This is a genomic window from Amycolatopsis sp. lyj-112 (assembly GCF_046549055.1).
Classification (GTDB): domain Bacteria; phylum Actinomycetota; class Actinomycetes; order Mycobacteriales; family Pseudonocardiaceae; genus Amycolatopsis.
The window spans coordinates 1-18,172 of sequence record NZ_JAJPWS010000018.1 but is presented as its reverse complement, the minus strand read 5'-3'; the positions used below and the strand labels follow the sequence as shown (position 1 = coordinate 18,172).

Below are 18,172 nucleotides of genomic sequence, written 5' to 3'. Positions count from 1 at the left end.
AACCTTAGTTTCCGGGTATAACTTTCCTGACCCGGGGGTGAGATGCCGACGAACATCGGCGGCCGACCGGCCAAGATCGCGGTGGACGACATCGTCCGCGCCGGCCGCGAACTCGGCATGCGAAGGCTCAGCGTCAAGGCGGTCGCGGTCCGGCTGGGGGTGACCGCGACCGCCCTCTATCGCCACGTCGACGGGCGATGGGGGCTCGAGCGGCTGGTCGGGGAGAGCATCCTGGCCGACCTACGGCTGCGGGACGATCCCGCCCACGACGTCGAGCGGCATCTGCTGTCCTTCGCCTTGCAGATGCGGGCCTTCGTGCTGGAGCACCCGGGCCTCGTCGGCTACCTGCAACTGCTGTTCCCGCGGGGGGACGGGGGGCAGCGCCTGCTGGCGGAGGAGGTCGAGGCGCTCGCCCGGCGCGGTTACGCCCCCGACGCGGCGATCGTGCTCAGTGGCGCGGTCGCGTCGCTGACCATCGGGATGACCGCTTCGGAAGAGAACAGCACGGCGGCCGAGGAGACCGACGGCGACGGGCTGGACCGCGAGCGGGAGGCGGTGCGCGAGCGGCTGTCACGCGATCTTCGGCTGGCCGCGCCGTCCGCCTCGCTGCCGCAGGTCCCGCGGCCCGAGTACGTACGGCTTCTGCTGACCGCGTCGATTCGCGGGCTGATCGGGTCCTGCCCGCCGGGCAGGCCGGTCGCCGAGATGGTGGCCGATCTGGCGTCCACCGGGGAAGGTGTGTGATGGCGCGCGGATTCCAAGGCGCGATGATGCGTGGTTTCGGCGGACGGGACCACGAAGCGACCGTCGTCGAGACCGAAGAGATCACCCCGCGGTTCGTGCGGATCCGGTTCACCTCGCCGACGTTGTTCGAGGACGTCGTCGTGGCGCCGACGGCCTGGCTCCGCTTCTGGTTCCCGGATCCCGAGGGCGGTCCGGCCGAATTCCAGCGTGCCTACACCCTCACCGAGGCCGACCCGGACGCCGGGACTTTCGCGGTCGACGTCGTGCTGCACGAGCCCGCCGGTCCAGCGTCGAAGTGGGCGCGCGAGGCTCGGCCGGGGTCGACGGTTCCGGTGATGTCTCTGGGTTCCTCGTCCTTCTCCGTCCCCGACGAACGGCCGGCCGGGTACCTGCTGATCGGCGATTCCGCGTCGATCCCCGCGATCAACGCGATTCTCGAAGTGGTCCCGGCCGATCTGCCCATCGAGCTGTATCTCGAAGAGCACGACGAGACCGACCGGCTGATCCCGCTGGGCGAACATCCGCGGCTGCGGGTCCACTGGGTACCGCGCCGTGACGCCGCCTCGCTGGCCGCGGCGATCGAGACGCGGGACTGGTCGGACTGGCAGGCCTGGCTCGCGCCGGAAGCGGGCTCGTTGAAGCATCTGAAGGCCCGGTTGCGGGATACGTTCGGCTTCCCGAAGTCCGAAGTGCACGGTCGCGCTTACTGGTACTACGGCCGGGCGATGGGCTCTTTCCGTGGTAACAAGGAAGAACCGGCCCCGGAAGTCCCCGAGCCGGAGAAGCCCGCGGTCAAGGGAGCGTGGCGCGCCCAGGCGGCAGGCCGGTTGCTCGCCCCGCTGCGGCGGACGCTGATCGTCGCCGGGGTGCTGCAGGCGCTCGTGACGCTGATCCGCCTCGCGCCGTTCGTGCTGCTCGTGGAGCTGGTCCGCCAGTTGCTCTCCGGCGCGGAGTCGCTGTGGGCGACCGGGATCGCGGCGCTGGTGCTGCTGGGCGTGGGAACGCTGCTCGAATCCGCGGTCGTGCTCTGGCTGCACGCGGCCGACGCCGAGTTCGCCCGCGGGTTGCGGCAAGAGTTGCTGGGCAAGCTGGCGAGGCTGCCTCTGGGCTGGTTCACCGCACGCGGTTCGGGCTCGGTCGCGAAACTGGTGCAGGGCGACACGCTCTCGCTCCACTATCTGGTCACGCACGCCGTGCCCGACGCGGTGGCGGCCATCGTCGCCCCCGTCGCGGTCCTGGCCTACCTGTTCGCGGTGGACTGGCGGATCGCGCTCGTCCTGCTCGTCCCGATCCTCGTCTACCTCGTCACGACGTCGATCATGGTCGTGCAGTCGGGACCCAGGACCGGCCAGGCGATGCGCTGGGCGGAGCGGATGGCCGGGGAAGCCGGCGCGTATCTCGAAGGGCAGCCGGTGATCCGGGTGTTCGGCGGCGCGGCCGCTTCGACGTTCCGGCAGCGGCTCGACGAGTACATCGCGTTCCTCGGGGACTGGCAGCGCCCGTTCATCGGCAAGAAGACGATGCTGGACTTCGCCACCAGGCCCGCCACCTTCCTGCTGCTGATCACCGGAATCGGTACCCTGATGGTGGTCGGCGGCGGTATCGAACCGGTGACGCTGATCCCGTTCCTCTTGCTGGGCACCACCTTCGGCGCGCGGCTACTGGGTATCGGTTACGGTCTCGGCGGTGTCCGAGAAGGTGTGCTCGCCGCTCGCCGGATCCAGGTCGTCCTCGACGAACCTGAACTGTCCACAAAGGAGCAAACCGCCCTAGAGGAGGTTTCGCCGGGCACGGTGGAACTGGACCGGGTCGGCTTCGCTTACCGCACCGGGGTTCCGGTACTGGAGGACGTCTCCCTGATCTTGCGTCCCGGCACCGTGACCGCGCTGGTCGGCCCGTCGGGAGCGGGGAAATCGACCCTCGCCGCCTTGGTCGCGCGGTTCCACGACGTGACCACCGGGGCGATCCGCGTCGGAGGCCGCGACATCCGCGCCTTCGCCGCCGACGAGCTCTACGGCCGCATCGGTTTCGTCCTTCAGGATCCGCAACTCGTGCACGGGACCGTCCGGGAGAACATCGCGCTCGCCGTTCCCGGCGCCACCGAAGACCAGGTCGTGACCGCGGCCCGGGACGCGCAGATCCACGACCGGATCCAGCGGTTGCCTCAGGGCTACGACACGGTGCTCGGAGCCGGTTCCCAGCTGTCCGGCGGGGAACGCCAGCGGGTCGCCATCGCCCGCGCACTCCTCGCCGACGCCCCTGTCCTCGTCCTCGACGAGGCGACCGCCTTCGCCGATCCCGAGTCGGAGTACCTCGTGCAACAAGCACTCGACCGGCTCACCGCCGGCCGGACCGTCCTGGTCATCGCCCACCGCCTGCACACCATCACCGGCGCCGACCGGATCGTGGTCCTCGACCACGGCCGGATCGCCGAAACCGGTACCCACGAAGAGTTGCTGGCCACGGGCGGGCGCTACACCCGCTTGTGGCAGGCGGGAACCGTCTCGGAGGTGACCGCGTGATCCGCACCCTGCTCGGTCTCATCCCGCCCGCGCAAGGCGGGGCGTTCCGGCGCTACACGGTGCTCGCCGTGCTCTCGGTGCTGCTGCGCGCCGCCGGTGTCGTCCTGCTGGTCCCGCTCGTCGGTGGCCTGTTCGGCCCGGACCCGGCCGAAGCCCTGCCGTGGCTGGGCGCGCTCGCCGCCGTCACCGCCACCGGCTGGGCGATCGACGCGGTGGTGGGCCGCCTCGGCTTCGAACTCGGTTTCGAAGTGCTGGACCACGCCCAGCACGACGTCGCCGAGCACCTGACGAACGTCCGGCTGTCCTGGTTGGACAGTGAGAACACCCAGACCGCCAGGCAGGCCATCGCCGCGACCGGACCCGACCTCGTCGGCCTGGTCGGCTATCTGCTCACCCCGCTCATCGGCGCGGTCCTGCTGCCGATCGCGATCGCGCTCGCCCTGCTGCCGATCGCCTGGCCGCTCGGGGTCGCCGCGCTGGCCGGGGTCCCGGTGCTGCTCGGCGCGTTGTGGGCGACCGGCCGGATCACCCGCCGCGCCGATCGGGCCGCCTCGGCCGCGAACAGCGTCCTGACCGAGCGGATCGTCGAATTCGCCCGCACCCAGCAGACCCTGCGCGCCGCCCGCCGGGTGGAGCCCGCGCGCAGCCACGCCGGCGCTGCGCTGGCCGCGCAGCACGGCGCGACCGTCCGGCTGCTGCGCCTGCACATCCCCGGTCAGGTGCTGTTCGGCATCGCCGGTCAGCTCGCCCTGGTGCTGCTCGCCGGTACCACCGTGCTGCTCACCACCCAAGGGAGCCTGAGCGTGCCGGAAGCGATCGCGCTGATCGTGGTGATCGCGCGCTACCTGGAACCGTTCACCGCGCTCGGGGATCTCGCGCCGGGTATCGAAACCGCCACCACCACGCTCGGCCGGATCCGCACGGTGCTCACCGCGCCCGTGGCCCCGGCCGGGGACGCCACCCCGCCGGAGCGGGCGGCCGCGCCGCAGGTCCGGTTCGAGGAGGTCGGTTTCCGGTACGCGCCCGAGAGCGAAGCGGTCCTCGAGAACTTCAGCCTCACCCTGGAACCGGGCACGACGACCGCGATCGTCGGCCCGTCCGGCTCGGGCAAGAGCACCGTGCTCTCCCTGCTGGCCGGGTTGCATCAGCCCACCAGCGGCCGGGTCGTCATCGGCGGGACGGACGTCGCCCTCCTGCCCGCGGCCGATCGCCGGGACCTGGTCACCGTCGTGTTCCAGCAGCCGTACCTGTTCGACGGTTCGGTCCGCGACAACGTCCTCGCCGGGGACTCCTCGGCCGATGAGCAGCGGTTCGCCGAGGTCGTCGCCCTCGCCAAGGTCGACGAACTGATCGGCCGCCTTCCCGACGGCGAGAACACGGTCGTGGGTGAAGCGGGCAGTGCGCTTTCCGGTGGCGAGAGGCAGCGTGTCTCCATAGCCCGTGCTCTGCTCAAACCGGCGCCGGTGCTGCTGGTCGACGAGGCCACCAGCGCCCTCGACACGGAGAACGAGGACGCGGTCGTCCGGTCGCTCAGCGCCGATCCCGTGGCCCGGACCCGGGTGATCGTCACCCACCGGATCGCCGGTATCCGGCACGCCGACCGGGTGGTCTTCCTGGAGGACGGGGAGATCGCCGAGGACGGCACCATCGGGGAGCTCCTTGCCCGGCAAGGACGTTTCGCCGAGTTCTGGCGACAGCAGGGGGACGCCACCGGCTGGCGCATCACCGCCGCGAGCGCGCGATGACCCCTACGCAAGGCCCGTGTCCGTTGTGGACGGTTTCACGATTCCATCACCCGTCCGGGGGTTTCGGACCCCCTTAACGGGCTTTATCCAGGTGAGAGCGCCGGTCCCGGTTGCCGTGAATGATCTTGGCGACACAGGATGACGTCGATCGTGCTCGCTGTCCCCGTCCGCCTGACCTGGGCCGCCGGGAGCGAGGGGTGAGGCGGAGGCGGCATGGCGGAGCGGCGTGGGCTAGATCGGTGTCGCCGGGGCATAGCGGTGCTCACGGTGGCCGTAGTGGCCCTGCTGATGGGCGTCCCGGTGCCGGCGAGCGCCCAGACGCAGCCTCGTGGCGCCGGCACCGAACGCCCGATCGGCCCGCAGCCGGTGTACTCCGGGCTGGCTCACGGCGGGATCGCGATGGCCGCCAACTCGGTGGTGCAGTGTGCCGCCGGGGTCACCTGCGACACCTCCGCGAGCAACGCGAGCCCGGTGTCGTGGATCAAGACCGACCCGGCCGCGCCCGGCAACACCGCCTCCGCGTCGAGCCTGAGCCTCCCGGCCGGGGCCAAGGTGCTCAACGCCCGGCTCTATTGGCAGTTCAACCCGATCGCCTCCAGCGGGAGCTCCGGTGACGGCGCGAAAGGCAACCAGGTCTCGCTGAAGACCCCGGGCGCGAGCAGCTACCAGCGGATCACCGCCGACACCTACGACTGGTTCCCCGCGCTGACGACGTCCGGTTTCCCGACCCCGTACGCCTACGGTGGCGCCGCCGACGTCACCGACGCGGTGGTCAAAGCCGGGACGGGCCAGTACACGGTCGCCGACATCCAGGCCTGCCAGGGCCAGTCGATCAGCGGGACCAACCTCGGCTGCTGGGGCGGCTGGTCGCTGGTGGTCGCCTACGAACGGGCCAGTGAGCCGCTGCGCTACCTCCAGGTGTGGGACGGCCTGCAGCGGGTCGCCGGCGGTGGCACGCCGGTCTCGGCGACCATCGCGTTGAGCGGCATCAAGGCCCCGACCTCGCGGCAGCCCGCGGTCGAACTCGGGATCGTGGCCGGCGACGGTGACGCGCCCATCACCGGTGACTACCTCCAGGTGGGCCCGAACGCCTCCAGCCTGCAGAACGTCGCCCTGCCCGGTCCCGCGGGCGTGGTGAACGACAACGCCTTCAGCAGCCGGATCGACCAGGTGTCGGCGACCGGTTCCGGATCGAACGTCACCGCGCGAAATCCGAACCCGGTGAACAACGTCGGGTACGACGCCCGCAGCATCGACATCACGGGCAAGGTGCCCGCGGGCACCAGCGCGCTCCAGGTGAAGATCGGCACCACCGGCGACGCGCTCTACCCGCAGGTGGTCTGGCTCGTCACCGACGCGCTCGAACCGGATCTCCAGATCACCAAGGCGAACGATCCCGTCGGCAACACCGACGACAACCCGCCCGGCTACGTCACCAAGGGCAGCCAGGTCACCTACACCTTCGACGTGGCCAACCGCCACGCCGACGGCACGACCAACGACCTCGACACCGCGACGAACGTGGTGCTCACCGACACCCTGCCGAACGGCGTGACGTTCGTGGCCGGGTCGAATCCCGGCTGTTCGGCCGCCGGGCAGGTGGTCACCTGCCGGCTGCGGAACCTGCGGCCCGGCCAGTCGCAGCAGGTCGCCTTCAAGGTCACGGTCGGCACGGGTGTGCCGGACGGCACGAAACTCGACAACACCGGAAAGCTGACCTTCCAGGGCGAGGACACCGGACGCGCGCAGGAACGCACCTCGAACACGGTGCGGAACACGGTCGCCTCGCCGGGGTACCAGCTGACCAAGTCGGTCGACCTCGCCGAAGCCGTTCCGGGCGACACGTTGACGTACAAGGTGACGCTGCGGAACACCGGCGTGATCCCGGTTCCCGCGCTCACGGTGCGCGACACCCTGCCACCGGCCACGACTTACGTGTCGTCGGAGGCGACGAAGGGCACGCCGTCCGGTAGCGGGCCGATCGACTGGGCCGTCGCCGGTCTGGCCGTGGGCGAGACCGCGACGCTGACCGTGCGGGTCAAGGTCGAAGAAGCCGCGATCGGCAAGGAACTGGTGAACCGCGCGACCGTCCCGATCGGACCGCCGCCGGTGGTGCCCCCGGACGCGCAGTGCCCGGACGACCCGGCCGCGACCTGCGCGGAGACCAAGGTGCCCGCCCCGGCGTACACGGTGAAGAAGACCGCGGACAAGGAGTCCGCGAACCCCGGCGACACGGTGAAGTACACGATCGCCGTCACCAACACCGGGAAGGTCACCGCGGCCGACATCAAGATCGTCGACGACCTGACCGCGGTGCTGGACGACGCCGACTACCAGAACGACGTCGCCGCGTCACCGGGTGCGGTGTCCTATGCGGCACCGAAACTGACCTGGACGGGCACGCTCGCCGCGGGGAAGAGCGCCGAGATCACCTACACGGTCAAGGTGAAGAACCCGAACACCGGCGACAACCGGCTCAAGAACGTGGTGACTTCCGAGACGCCGGGCGGGAACTGCCCGCCGGGGTCGACGGATCCGAAGTGCGGGACGACGACGCCGGTTTCCGGTTTGCTGATCAAGAAGGTCGTCGACAAGTCCTCGGCGAATCCGGGCGACGTCGTGAAGTACACGGTGACGGTGGAGAACACCGGGCAGACGAAGCTCGCGGGTGCGACGTTCACGGACGATCTGACCCAGGTGCTGGATGACGCGGACTATCAGAACGACGGGGCCGCGACCATCGGTGATGTCTCCTACGCGTCGCCGAAGCTGATGTGGAAGGGCGATCTCGGCGTCGGGGAGACGTCGACGGTCACCTACACGGTCAAGGTGAAGAACCCGAACACCGGGGACAACCGGCTCAAGAACGCCGTGTCTTCCGAGACGCCGGGCGGGAACTGCCCGCCGGGTTCCACGGATCCCGCTTGTGGCACGGAAACCCCGGTGTCGGGGGTGAAGATCGAAAAGGCCGTCGACAAGGAGTCGGCGAACCCCGGCGATGTCGTGAAGTACACCGTGACCGTGCGGAACACCGGCCAGACCAAGCTTTCCGGTGTGTCGTTCACCGACGACTTGACGCAGGTCCTGGACGACGCGGACTACCAGAACGATGGCGCCGCGACGATCGGCGACGTCACCTATGCCGCCCCGAAACTGAGCTGGACGGGGTCGCTGGGCATCGGGGAGACCTCGACCGTCACTTACACGGTGAAGGTCAAGAACCCGAACCCCGGCGACAAAAAGATGTCCAATGTGGTCACCTCGGATATCCCGGGCAACAACTGCCCGCCGGGTTCGACCGATCCGAAATGCGGGACGACCACACCGGTTTCGGGGTTGGAGATCGAGAAGGCGGTCGACAAGGAGTCGGCGAACCCGGGCGACGTCGTGAAGTACACGGTGACAGTGCGGAACTCCGGCCAGACGGCGCTGTCCGGTGCGACGTTCACCGACGATCTGACCCAGGTGCTGGATGACGCGGACTATCAGAACGACGGGGCCGCGACCATCGGTGACGTCTCCTACGCGTCGCCGAAGCTGACGTGGAAGGGCGATCTCGGCGTCGGGGAGACGTCGACGGTCACCTACACGGTCAAGGTGAAGAACCCGAACACCGGGGACAATCAGCTCAAGAACACGGTCACCTCCGAGACGCCGGGCGGGAACTGCCCGCCGGGGTCGACCGATCCGAAGTGCGGGACCACGACGCCGGTTTCCGGTCTGCTGATCAAGAAGGTCGTCGACAAGTCCTCGGCGAATCCCGGCGACGTCGTGAAGTACACGGTGACCGTGGAGAACTCCGGCCAGACGGCGCTGTCCGGTGCGACGTTCACCGACGATCTCACCCAGGTTCTCGATGACGCGGACTACCAGCAGGACGGCGCCGCGACGATCGGTGCGGTGTCCTATGCGGAGCCGAAGCTGACGTGGAAGGGCGACCTCGCGGTGGGGGAGACTTCCACGGTCACCTACACCGTCAAGGTCAAGAGTCCTGACCCCGGCGACAAGAAGCTCGTCAACACGGTCACTTCGGATACGCCGGGCGGGAACTGCCCGCCGGGTTCGACCGATCCGAAGTGTGGCACGACCACTCCGGTGGCGGGCGTGAAGATCGAGAAGGCCGTCGACAAGGAGTCGGCGAACCCGGGCGATGTCGTGAGGTACACGGTCACCGTCACCAATACCGGGCAGACCAAGCTGACCGGTGCGACGTTCACCGACGATCTCACTCAGGTGCTGGACGACGCGGACTACCAGAACGACGGTAAAGCGACGATCGGCGATGTCACTTATACCGCACCGAAACTGAGCTGGACCGGTTCGCTGGGCATCGGGGAGATCTCGACCGTCACTTACACGGTGAAGGTCAAGAACCCGAACACCGGCGACAAGAAGCTGTCCAATGTGGTCACCTCGGATATCCCGGGTAACAACTGCCCGCCGGGTTCGACCGATCCGAAGTGCGGCACGACCACTCCGATTTCGGGGCTGGAGATCAAGAAGGTCGTCGACAAGGACTCGGCGAACCCTGGCGATGTCGTGAAGTACACCGTCACCGTGCGGAACAGCGGCCAGACCAAGCTGCCGGGCGCGACGTTCACCGACGACCTGACCCAGGTTCTCGATGACGCGGACTACCAGCAGGACGGCGCCGCGACGATCGGTGCGGTGTCCTATGCGGAGCCGAAGCTGACGTGGAAGGGCGACCTCGGCGTCGGGGAGACGTCCACGGTCACCTACACGGTCAAGGTTAAGAACCCGGGCGACGGTGACAAGAAGCTCGTCAACGCCGTCACATCGGACATCCCCGGTGGGAACTGCCCGCCGGGCTCCACCGATCCGAAGTGCGGGACGACCACGCCCGTTTCCGGGCTGCTCATCAAGAAGACCGCCGACAAGAAGTCGGTCGATCCCGGCGACACCGTGACGTACACCGTCACCGTGGCCAACACCGGGCAGACCCGCCAGGACGGTATCTCCTTCACCGATGACATGACCCAGGTGCTGGACGACGCCGACTACCAGAACGACGGCAAGGCCACGATCGGCGCCGTCTCGTACACCGCGCCGAAACTGAACTGGACCGGTTCGCTCGGCATCGGGGAGACGTCGACCATCACCTACACGGTGAAGATCAAGAATCCCGACCCCGGCGACAAGAAGCTGTCCAATGTGGTCACTTCGGACACGCCGGGCAACAACTGCCCGCCGGGTTCGACCGACCCGAACTGCACCGCGGACGTTCCTTCCCGGGAACTGACGGTGAAGAAGACGTCGGACAAGCAGAGCGCGAATCCGGGCGACGTCGTGAAGTACACGGTCACCGTCACCAACACCGGCAAGGTCGACCTGGTCGGCGAGGACGCGGCACGGGTCACCGACGACCTGTCCGAGGTGCTCGACGACGCCGAGTACCAGAACGACGCCCAGTCGGCGCCGGTCGGCGGCGCGTTCGCCTTCACCGCACCGAACCTGGTGTGGACCGGTGATCTTCCGGTGGGCACGTCGACCACGCTGACCTACTCGGTGAAGGTGAAGAACCCGGTCACGGGTGACCACGAACTGCGGAACACCGTCAACACCAACACGCCGGGCACCTGCCCGCCGCAGTCCGACGACCCGGCCTGCTCGACCAGCACCCCGGTGCCGGGCCTCGAACTGGAGAAGAAGGCGGACAAGTCGACGGTCAACCCGGGCGACGTCGTCAAGTACACCGTCACCGTGCGCAACACCGGAAAGACCAAACTGGCCGGCGCGACGTTCACCGACGATCTCACCGAGGTCCTCGACGACGCCGTGTTCCAGAAGGACGGCACGGCGACGATCGGCGCGGTGTCCTATGAGGAACCGAAGCTGACCTGGACCGGCGACCTGGAGATCGGGCAGACGGCGACGATCACCTACAGCGTCAAGGTGACCAAGCCGGACGGCGACGGCAAGCTGACCAACGCGATCACCTCGGACGACCCCGGCGCCAACTGCCCGCCGGGAAGCAAGGACCCGAAGTGCGGCACGACGACGCCGGTGTCGAGCCTGAAGATCAAGAAGACCGTCGACAAGACGCAGGCCAAGCCCGGCGAGGTCGTCACGTACACCGTGACGGTCGAGAACACCGGGCAGGCCACTGTGGACGGTGCGACCTTCACCGACGACCTGACCCAGGTGCTCGACGACGCCACGTTCGACGGCGCCGCGAAGGCCACCATCGGAACGGTGACCTACGCCGCGCCGAAACTCACCTGGACCGGCAAGCTGGCGCCGGGGGAGAAGGCCACCGTCACCTACGGCGTCACCTTGAAGTCGCCCGCGACCGGTGACCACCGGCTCCGCAACGTCGTCACCTCCGACACCCCTGGCGTCAACTGCCCGCCCGGCTCGGCGAACCCCGAATGCGGCACGGACACGCGGGTGCCGCCGACGCCGGAGCCGCCGGTGAAGCCGACCCCGCAGCCGCCGGACACGCCGCGTCCGCCCGGACTGGCGGTCACCGGTTCGCCGGTGAAGACCATGTCGGTGCTGGCGCTCGGCATGCTGGCCGTCGGCGCGCTGCTGCTCCTCGCCGGACGGAGGCGTCGAGAGTCCTGAGCCGCTGTTCCAAGCCGAAATCGCGACGACCGATGATTCGCGCTCCCGGCGAGAGTCTCTTCTTCCGAGAACTACTTGAGGAGACCTGGATGACGAACACAGGGCCGAAATCACGCAGTCGCGCGCTCTCCGTGGCCTGGCCGCTGATCCACGCCGAGCGGCAGGCCCTGGCGGACGACCTCGGCGACCTGTCCGAGGAGGAATGGGCGACACCGTCGTTGTGCGCCGGGTTGACGGTGCGCGAGGTGCTGGCCCATCTCACCGCCTCGGCGAGCCTCACTCCGCTGCGGTGGTACGTCGGAGTCGTCCGCTGCCGGTTCGACTTCGACAAGCAGGTCGCGATGCGGCTCGCCGAACACCTCGGGACGAGCGGGGCCGAGACGCTGGAGCGGTTCCATCGCGTCGTCACCAGCACGACCAAACCACCGTTGCCCGTGCTGGCCATGCTCGGCGAGGCGATCGTGCACGCGGAGGACATCCGCCGGCCGCTCGGCATCCGCCACGACTATCCGATCGCGACGCTCACCTCGCTGGCGCGCTACTACCAGGGGTCCGACCTGGTGGTGATGGCGAAGGGAAGGATCGGCGGACTGCGGCTCGAAGCGACCGACGGCCCCTTCGCCGTCGGGTCCGGGCCGCTCGTCTCGGGTACCACGCTGGCCTTGACGATGGCCATGACCGGACGAGCGGCCTACCTGGACGAACTCGACGGCGACGGGGTCCCGCTCCTGCGGCGTCGTGTTCCGACGGGGGACGCCGGGTCCAAGTAAGGTGTCGGCGAGAGAGCTTTGGAGAGTGTCGATGACGGTGGAGCGCGTGACGCACCGGCGGGGCAGGCCGGCCGTGCCGGCGCTGCTCGCCGCCGTGCTGACCGCGCTGGGGCTGTTCTCCGTCCTGTTCTCCGGCGATACCGCCGCGGCGGCGGAGTCCCCCGGGACGAACGTGGTGGTCGACGCCTCCGTCTCGAAGGCCATCGCGCCGGCGCGCGCCGCGGGCAGGCTCGCCGCCGAACCGTCACTGCTGGGTGTGCACGGTCACGGTGACCTGCCTCTCTTCGGCGCCGTTCCGCAAGGGCCCGCGTCGACGACGCTGCTCCGGCTGAGCGGCGTCCACTCCGACATCACGCTTCCGTCGCGCGCCGCGCACCTCGTCGCACTGGGGGATCGCGCTCCTCCTTCCCGGCTGCTGGATCTGTAGCTCCACGGGCCCGCGTTCCGCGCGCCCGTACCGGGAACCCGCCTGCCTTTCTCGGCGCGCGGGGGAATTCATCGAGGAGAACTCGTCGTGCCGCGCGAAACCGCGCGGCGAGGCATGACCGGGCGCGCCGTCGTGTCCCTGGTCGTCCTCGCCGCGACCGTCTACCTGTTACTGACCACCGCCCCACGGCTGGGGCTCGACCTGCGTGGTGGCACGCAGATCGTGCTGGAGACCAAGGACTCGCCCACCGCAACCGCCGGACCGGAGACCACCGACCGCACCCTTGAGGTGCTGCGCCGCCGGGTCGACGCGCTCGGCGTGGCCGAGCCCATGCTGGCCCGCTCCGGGGACGACCGGATCATCGTCGAACTGCCCGGCTTGCGGGATCCGCGCGAAGCCGTCGAGGTGATCGGCCGGACCGCGCAACTGTCCTTCCATCCGGTCCTCGGCGTCGAAGCGACCGCCGGTGGATCGACGGCACCGGCCGCGGACGGCACGCGGGTGCTGCCCGACGAGTCCGGGCAGCCGCTGAAACTCGGACCCGCCGCGCTGACCGGGGAAGGCGTCGACGAGGCGCTCTCGACGGTCGATTCCCAGGGCGGCGGCTGGCTCGTTTCCCTTGATTTCAAAGGGAATGCCGGTCAAGGCTGGGAACGGCTGACCGGACAGGCCGCCTGTTCCCCGCCCGGTGATCCGACCCGGCGGGTGGCGATCGCGCTCGACGACAAGGTGATCTCCTCGCCGCAGGTGAGCCCTCAGGTCGGCTGCCAGGTCGGGATCGTCGGCGGCAGCACGCAGATCACCGGCCGGTTCTCGCCCGCCGAGGCGAAGGATCTCGCGCTGCTGATCAACGCCGGGGCGTTGCCGGTACCGGTCGAGATCATCGAGCAGCGGACCGTCGGCCCCACACTCGGTGCGGCCGCCATCGACGCCAGCGCCCGTGCCGCCGTCATCGGCCTGGGACTGACCGCGTTGTTCCTGCTCGCCGTGTACCGGCTCGCGGGTCTGGTCGCCGTGGGCGCGCTGGTCGTCTACGCCGCGATGTCCTACGCGGCGCTGCTCGCCGTCGGCGCGACACTGACCTTGCCCGGCCTGGCGGGTTTCGTCCTGGCCATCGGCATGGCCGTCGATGCCACGGTGCTGGTCTTCGAACGGGCGAGAGAGGAACACTCGCTCAAACGGGGAGGCTCACTTCCCCGGTCGGTCAGCCGTGGGTTCAGCGGGGCGCTGTCGGCGATCGTCGACTCGAACGTCACCACCCTGCTCGCCGCCGGGCTCCTGTTCTGGCTGGCTTCCGGGCCGGTGCGCGGTTTCGGCGTCACCCTCTCCATCGGGGTGATCGTCGCCCTGTTCATCTCGCTCGTGTTCACGCGGCTGCTGTTGCACCTCACGATGCGCGGCTTCGTGGCACGCAAACCCCGGCTTTCCGGGCTCACCCACGAAGGCCGGGTCCGGCAGTGGGTCAACCGTCGCGACCCGGGATTCCTCGCGAAACCCCGGCGATGGCTGATGGTGGCGGGCGCCGTCCTCATCGCCGCCGTCACCGGACTGCTGGTGGCCGGGCCGAACCTCGGCGTGGAGTTCACCGGCGGGCGGGTGATCGAGTACAGCACCACGGCCCCCGCCGACGTCGAGCAAGTCCGCGACGCCGTCGCCGACGCGGGATTCCCGCGCGCCGTGGTGCAGACGTCCGGGGAGAACGACATCTCCGTGCGCACCGAACCGATCGACGAGGCCGCCACCGAACGGATCCGGGCCGCGGTGTCCGGGGTCTCGGGTGACGCCACCGAGATCCGCGACGAGCAGATCGGCCCGAGCCTCGGCGCCGAACTGCGCACCAAGGCCGTGATCGCGCTCGGTCTCGCCGTCCTGGCCCAGCTGATCTACCTGGCGGTGCGGTTCGACTGGCGGCTCGGTCTCGCCACGGTGGCCGCGCTGGCCCAGGACGTCCTGATCATCCTCGGGATCTTCGCCTGGCTGGGCAAGTCGATGGACGGCGTCTTCCTGGCCGCGCTGCTGACGGTGATCGGCTACTCGGTCAACGACTCGGTGGTGGTCTTCGACCGGGTGCGCGAGATACGCGGGCAACGCCGCAAGGAACCGTTCACCCGCGTCGTCGGCGCGGCGGTACTGCAGACGCTGCCCCGCACGATCAACACCGGGATCGGGGTGCTGTTCGTCCTCGGCACGCTCCTGTTCCTCGGTGACGGTTCGCTGGCCGACTTCGCCCTCGCGCTGCTGCTGGGGCTCGTCGCCGGCACGGTGTCCACAGTGGCCACCGCGGGGCCGGTGGCGATCCTGCTCGACCGGCGCCATCCCGGCGCCGGCCGTCCGGCGAAGAGGGCCCCGCAAGCGCGTGACCGCAACGACAACGGCGCGGTGGTGTGATCGGCGTTCCTTTGTGGACCGAGGTGGTCCGCCGGTTCTCTATGCTCGTCCACGGTGGCCGGGGAGGCCGCCGTGGACGAGAGGCGGGGACATGATCCAGAGCGTGCTCGTCGGCGCGGTGGTCGTGCTGATGTGGACGATGACGGCGGCGCGGCTGGAGCGGTGGCAGGTCACCGCTCCGATGGCGATGGTCGCGGCGGGACTGGCGATCGGGTTCAGCACCCGCAACGAACTCGGGAACGGCCTCAACACCGAGATCGCCCTGAACGCGGCGGAACTGATCCTCGCGCTGCTGTTGTTCGTCGACGCGACCGCGGTCAAGGGAGGCTATCTCGGGCACGACGGCAAGACCGCGGTCCGGCTGCTGGTGATCGCGCTGCCGTTGTCGATCCTGATCACGATGGGCGTCGGCCTGCTGGTGCTGCCCGGACTCGGCTGGGCGGTGGTCCTGCTGATCGCCTGCATCATCGCCCCGACCGATTTCGCCCCGGCGACGTCGGTGGTGCACGACGTGCGGGTCCCCGAACGGGTACGGCACCTGCTGAACGTCGAAAGCGGCTACAACGACGGCATCGTCGCCCCGGTGTTCATCTTCGCGCTCACCCTGGCGGGAAGCCGCCATCAGGCGGACACACCCGTCGAGGCCCTGCAGGCCGCGATCCCGGCGGCGTTGCTGGCGGTGCTGGCCGGATCGGTCATCGGCGCCGTCGCGGCGGTGGCGATGAACGTGGCGGGCAGGCACAACTGGTCCACACAGCACTCCGCGCGCGTCGCGACCGTCGCGCTGCCCCTGCTGACCTACACCGCCGCAGTCGCCATCGGCGGCAACGGGTTCGTCGCCGCGTTCATCTGCGGAATCGCCTACAAGACCGCCCGGCACCCCAGCGGCGACGAACTCGGGCTTGCCGAGGACGTCAGTTCCCTGTGCGGGCTGCTGATGTGGTTCGTCTTCGGCAGTACGGCTGTCCTGGTGCTCTCGTTCGGCCTGACGTGGGGTGTGGTCATCGTCAGCGTCGTCGCCCTGACCGTCGCCCGGTTGATTCCGGTGCTGCTCACGTTGCTGCGCACCGATGTGCGGTGGAAGGACCGGATGACCATCGGCCTGCTGGCACCGCGGGGTGCGGCTTCGATCGTGTTCGGGTTGCTGGCCTACAACTCGCTCGACGGCGACGCGGCCGACATCGCGCTGAGCGTCATGTCCGTGACGGTGCTGGCGAGCGTCGCCGCGCACGGTGTCGGGGCTTCCGCGTTCCTCAACCGGAAGTCTCGAACCCGTTCCTCGTGAGTGGGAATGACGGTTCTGGTGGGGCTTGATTTGTGTACCCACTGTGGCGGGGTGTGGTGCTTCACCTCTGCCACGGCCACCCACAGGGAGAACGCAACTAGAGGACTAAACGCAGAAGACCACTCACGAGCTTTTATTGTTAAGTGACCGGCGAGCGTGCCCCGATCACTCCTTAGTGTTATCAACGCTATCCGTCGACCACTTAAAAGTACGAACACGTGTTCGACAAAACTGCGGTATTATGGAGGGGTGTCCGAGACCCTCGTTCTTCCTCAGTTGCCGCAGGAGTTGTGGCGTGCCGGGAAGTTGGAGCTTGCCCACGGAGTGACTGAGGCGCTGACGCTGGCACGTGCTGCGTCCGCTGTGTTGGGCATCTATCTGGCGGAGATCGAGTCTCGTGGCACGAAAGATCTGTACGGGTATGCGAACACGAAGATGTGGCTTGCTGATGTCGCGCGGATTGCTCCGGCTGAGGCGAAGAAACTCGTGGATCGCGCGGTGGCGCTGAACCCGACCCGTGCACTCGATGGCACCGAGGTTCCAGCGTTGGCACCTACGACGGCTGTTGCGGCGGCGGAAGGCGCTGTCGGGGAACAGCACATCGACCGGATCATCGAAGTGCTGAAGAAGATCCCCGCGCATGTGTCGGTGGAGAACCGGGACGCTGCTGAGAAGATCCTTGCTGATCTTGCTCGTGATGGAGGTCCTTCGCAGATCGCGCGGGCTGAAGCAGGCTTGATGGCGTGGCTGGATCCGGACGGTGCAGAGCCGAAGGATCCCGAGCCCGTTCAGCCGCGTCGTGAGTTGAGGTTGCACCGGCGTAAAGACGGGTTCTGGAAGCTCACCGGCCTGTTGGATGACGAAGCAGGTGCCCGCACCGCGGCGGCGATCGAGGCCTACGCGAAACCTCGCCCGGTCGACGAGTTCGGGCAAGCGGACCTGCGGACAGTGTGGGAACGTCAGGGCGACGCGTGGGTGGACTTGCTCGACCTGGCGATCGCGAGCCCTGACCAGCCCGGCACCTGCGGGTATCGGACGATGGTGCACGTCCTGGTCGGTTTCGAGGAGCTGAAGACCGGTCTCGGGACCGCGAGTGTGGATTTCGTCGGCCAGATGACCGCCCGCGAGGCACGCATGGCCGCCTGCGACTGCCTCATGCTCCCCATCGTCATGAACGCTGCCGGTGAGCCTTTGGATGTGGGGCGGATCAAACGGTTCGTCACCCCAGGCCAACGCAAGGCCCTGAATGCGCGGGATCGGGGCTGTTCGTTCCCTGGCTGTCAGCGGAGACCGAAGCGCTGTCACGCCCACCATATTCACCACTGGGCAGACGGTGGCATGACCGACCTTCGCAACCTGTGCCTGCTCTGCTCCTTCCACCACCGCCTGATTCACCACGGTGATTGGGAAGTTCGCATGGCCGTCGACGGGTTACCGGAGTTCATTCCGCCCCAATATCTGGACCCGCTACAGGCCCCGAGGCGCAACACACTCCACCGCGCCCTCGTCTGACCGAGGAGCCCGCCAGCCACATCGGCGACGGGCTCCTCGGCATGCCCACGACCCCGAGCCGCGTGCGGCCTAGGGTGTGTCCTGGGGATCTTCATCGGAGGTGCAGGATGATGCAGGCGAGGATGATCTCGGCGCGGTGGTAGGCAGCTCGTTTGGCGTATCGGGTCGCTAGGCCTCGGAATTGTTTGAGCCGG

The 18,172-nt window shown here is 68.7% G+C and carries 9 protein-coding genes; all 9 read left to right on the top strand.

Annotation, left to right across the window (positions count from 1 at the left end; all coding sequences use genetic code 11):
- Positions 1–42: 42 nt before the first annotated feature.
- The 9 genes from ACLJRL_RS36580 to ACLJRL_RS36540 all read left to right on the top strand — a co-directional run bounded on the left by ACLJRL_RS36580 (position 43) and on the right by ACLJRL_RS36540 (position 17,978).
- The gene (locus tag ACLJRL_RS36580; protein ID WP_410660963.1) at positions 43–744 is read left to right on the top strand and encodes a TetR/AcrR family transcriptional regulator; all 702 of its coding nucleotides are present in this window, start codon (positions 43–45) and stop codon (positions 742–744) included.
- Positions 744–3,266 carry an ABC transporter ATP-binding protein/permease gene (locus ACLJRL_RS36575; RefSeq protein ID WP_410660962.1) on the top strand — a complete coding sequence of 841 codons (2,523 nt, stop codon included), beginning with the start codon at positions 744–746 and terminating at the stop codon, positions 3,264–3,266. The genes ACLJRL_RS36580 and ACLJRL_RS36575 overlap by 1 nt, the downstream gene beginning before the upstream one ends.
- Complete coding sequence (locus tag ACLJRL_RS36570) at positions 3,263–5,011, top strand: ABC transporter ATP-binding protein (protein ID WP_410660961.1); 1,749 nt, start codon at positions 3,263–3,265, stop codon at positions 5,009–5,011. Before ACLJRL_RS36575 ends, ACLJRL_RS36570 begins: the two co-directional genes overlap by 4 nt.
- Positions 5,012–5,278: 267 nt before the next feature.
- Positions 5,279–11,596: a hypothetical protein gene (locus tag ACLJRL_RS36565; RefSeq protein WP_410660960.1), complete on the top strand. Its 6,318-nt coding sequence runs from the start codon at positions 5,279–5,281 to the stop codon at positions 11,594–11,596.
- A gap of 89 nt (positions 11,597–11,685) precedes the next feature.
- Positions 11,686–12,366: a maleylpyruvate isomerase family mycothiol-dependent enzyme gene (locus ACLJRL_RS36560; protein ID WP_410660959.1), complete on the top strand. Its 681-nt coding sequence runs from the start codon at positions 11,686–11,688 to the stop codon at positions 12,364–12,366.
- Between the two features lie 31 nt (positions 12,367–12,397).
- A complete protein-coding gene (locus ACLJRL_RS36555; RefSeq protein WP_410660958.1) occupies positions 12,398–12,793 on the top strand; it encodes a hypothetical protein in 396 nt (131 codons plus the stop codon).
- 87 nt (positions 12,794–12,880) lie between these two features.
- Positions 12,881–15,181: a protein translocase subunit SecD gene (gene secD / locus ACLJRL_RS36550; RefSeq protein ID WP_410660957.1), complete on the top strand. Its 2,301-nt coding sequence runs from the start codon at positions 12,881–12,883 to the stop codon at positions 15,179–15,181.
- Between the two features lie 91 nt (positions 15,182–15,272).
- Positions 15,273–16,466 carry a cation:proton antiporter gene (locus ACLJRL_RS36545; protein ID WP_410660956.1) on the top strand — a complete coding sequence of 398 codons (1,194 nt, stop codon included), beginning with the start codon at positions 15,273–15,275 and terminating at the stop codon, positions 16,464–16,466.
- A 249-nt stretch (positions 16,467–16,715) separates the two neighbouring features.
- Entirely contained in the window at positions 16,716–17,978 is a 1,263-nt protein-coding gene (locus ACLJRL_RS36540; RefSeq protein WP_410660955.1) for a DUF222 domain-containing protein, read from the top strand.
- Positions 17,979–18,172: the final 194 nt, after the last annotated feature.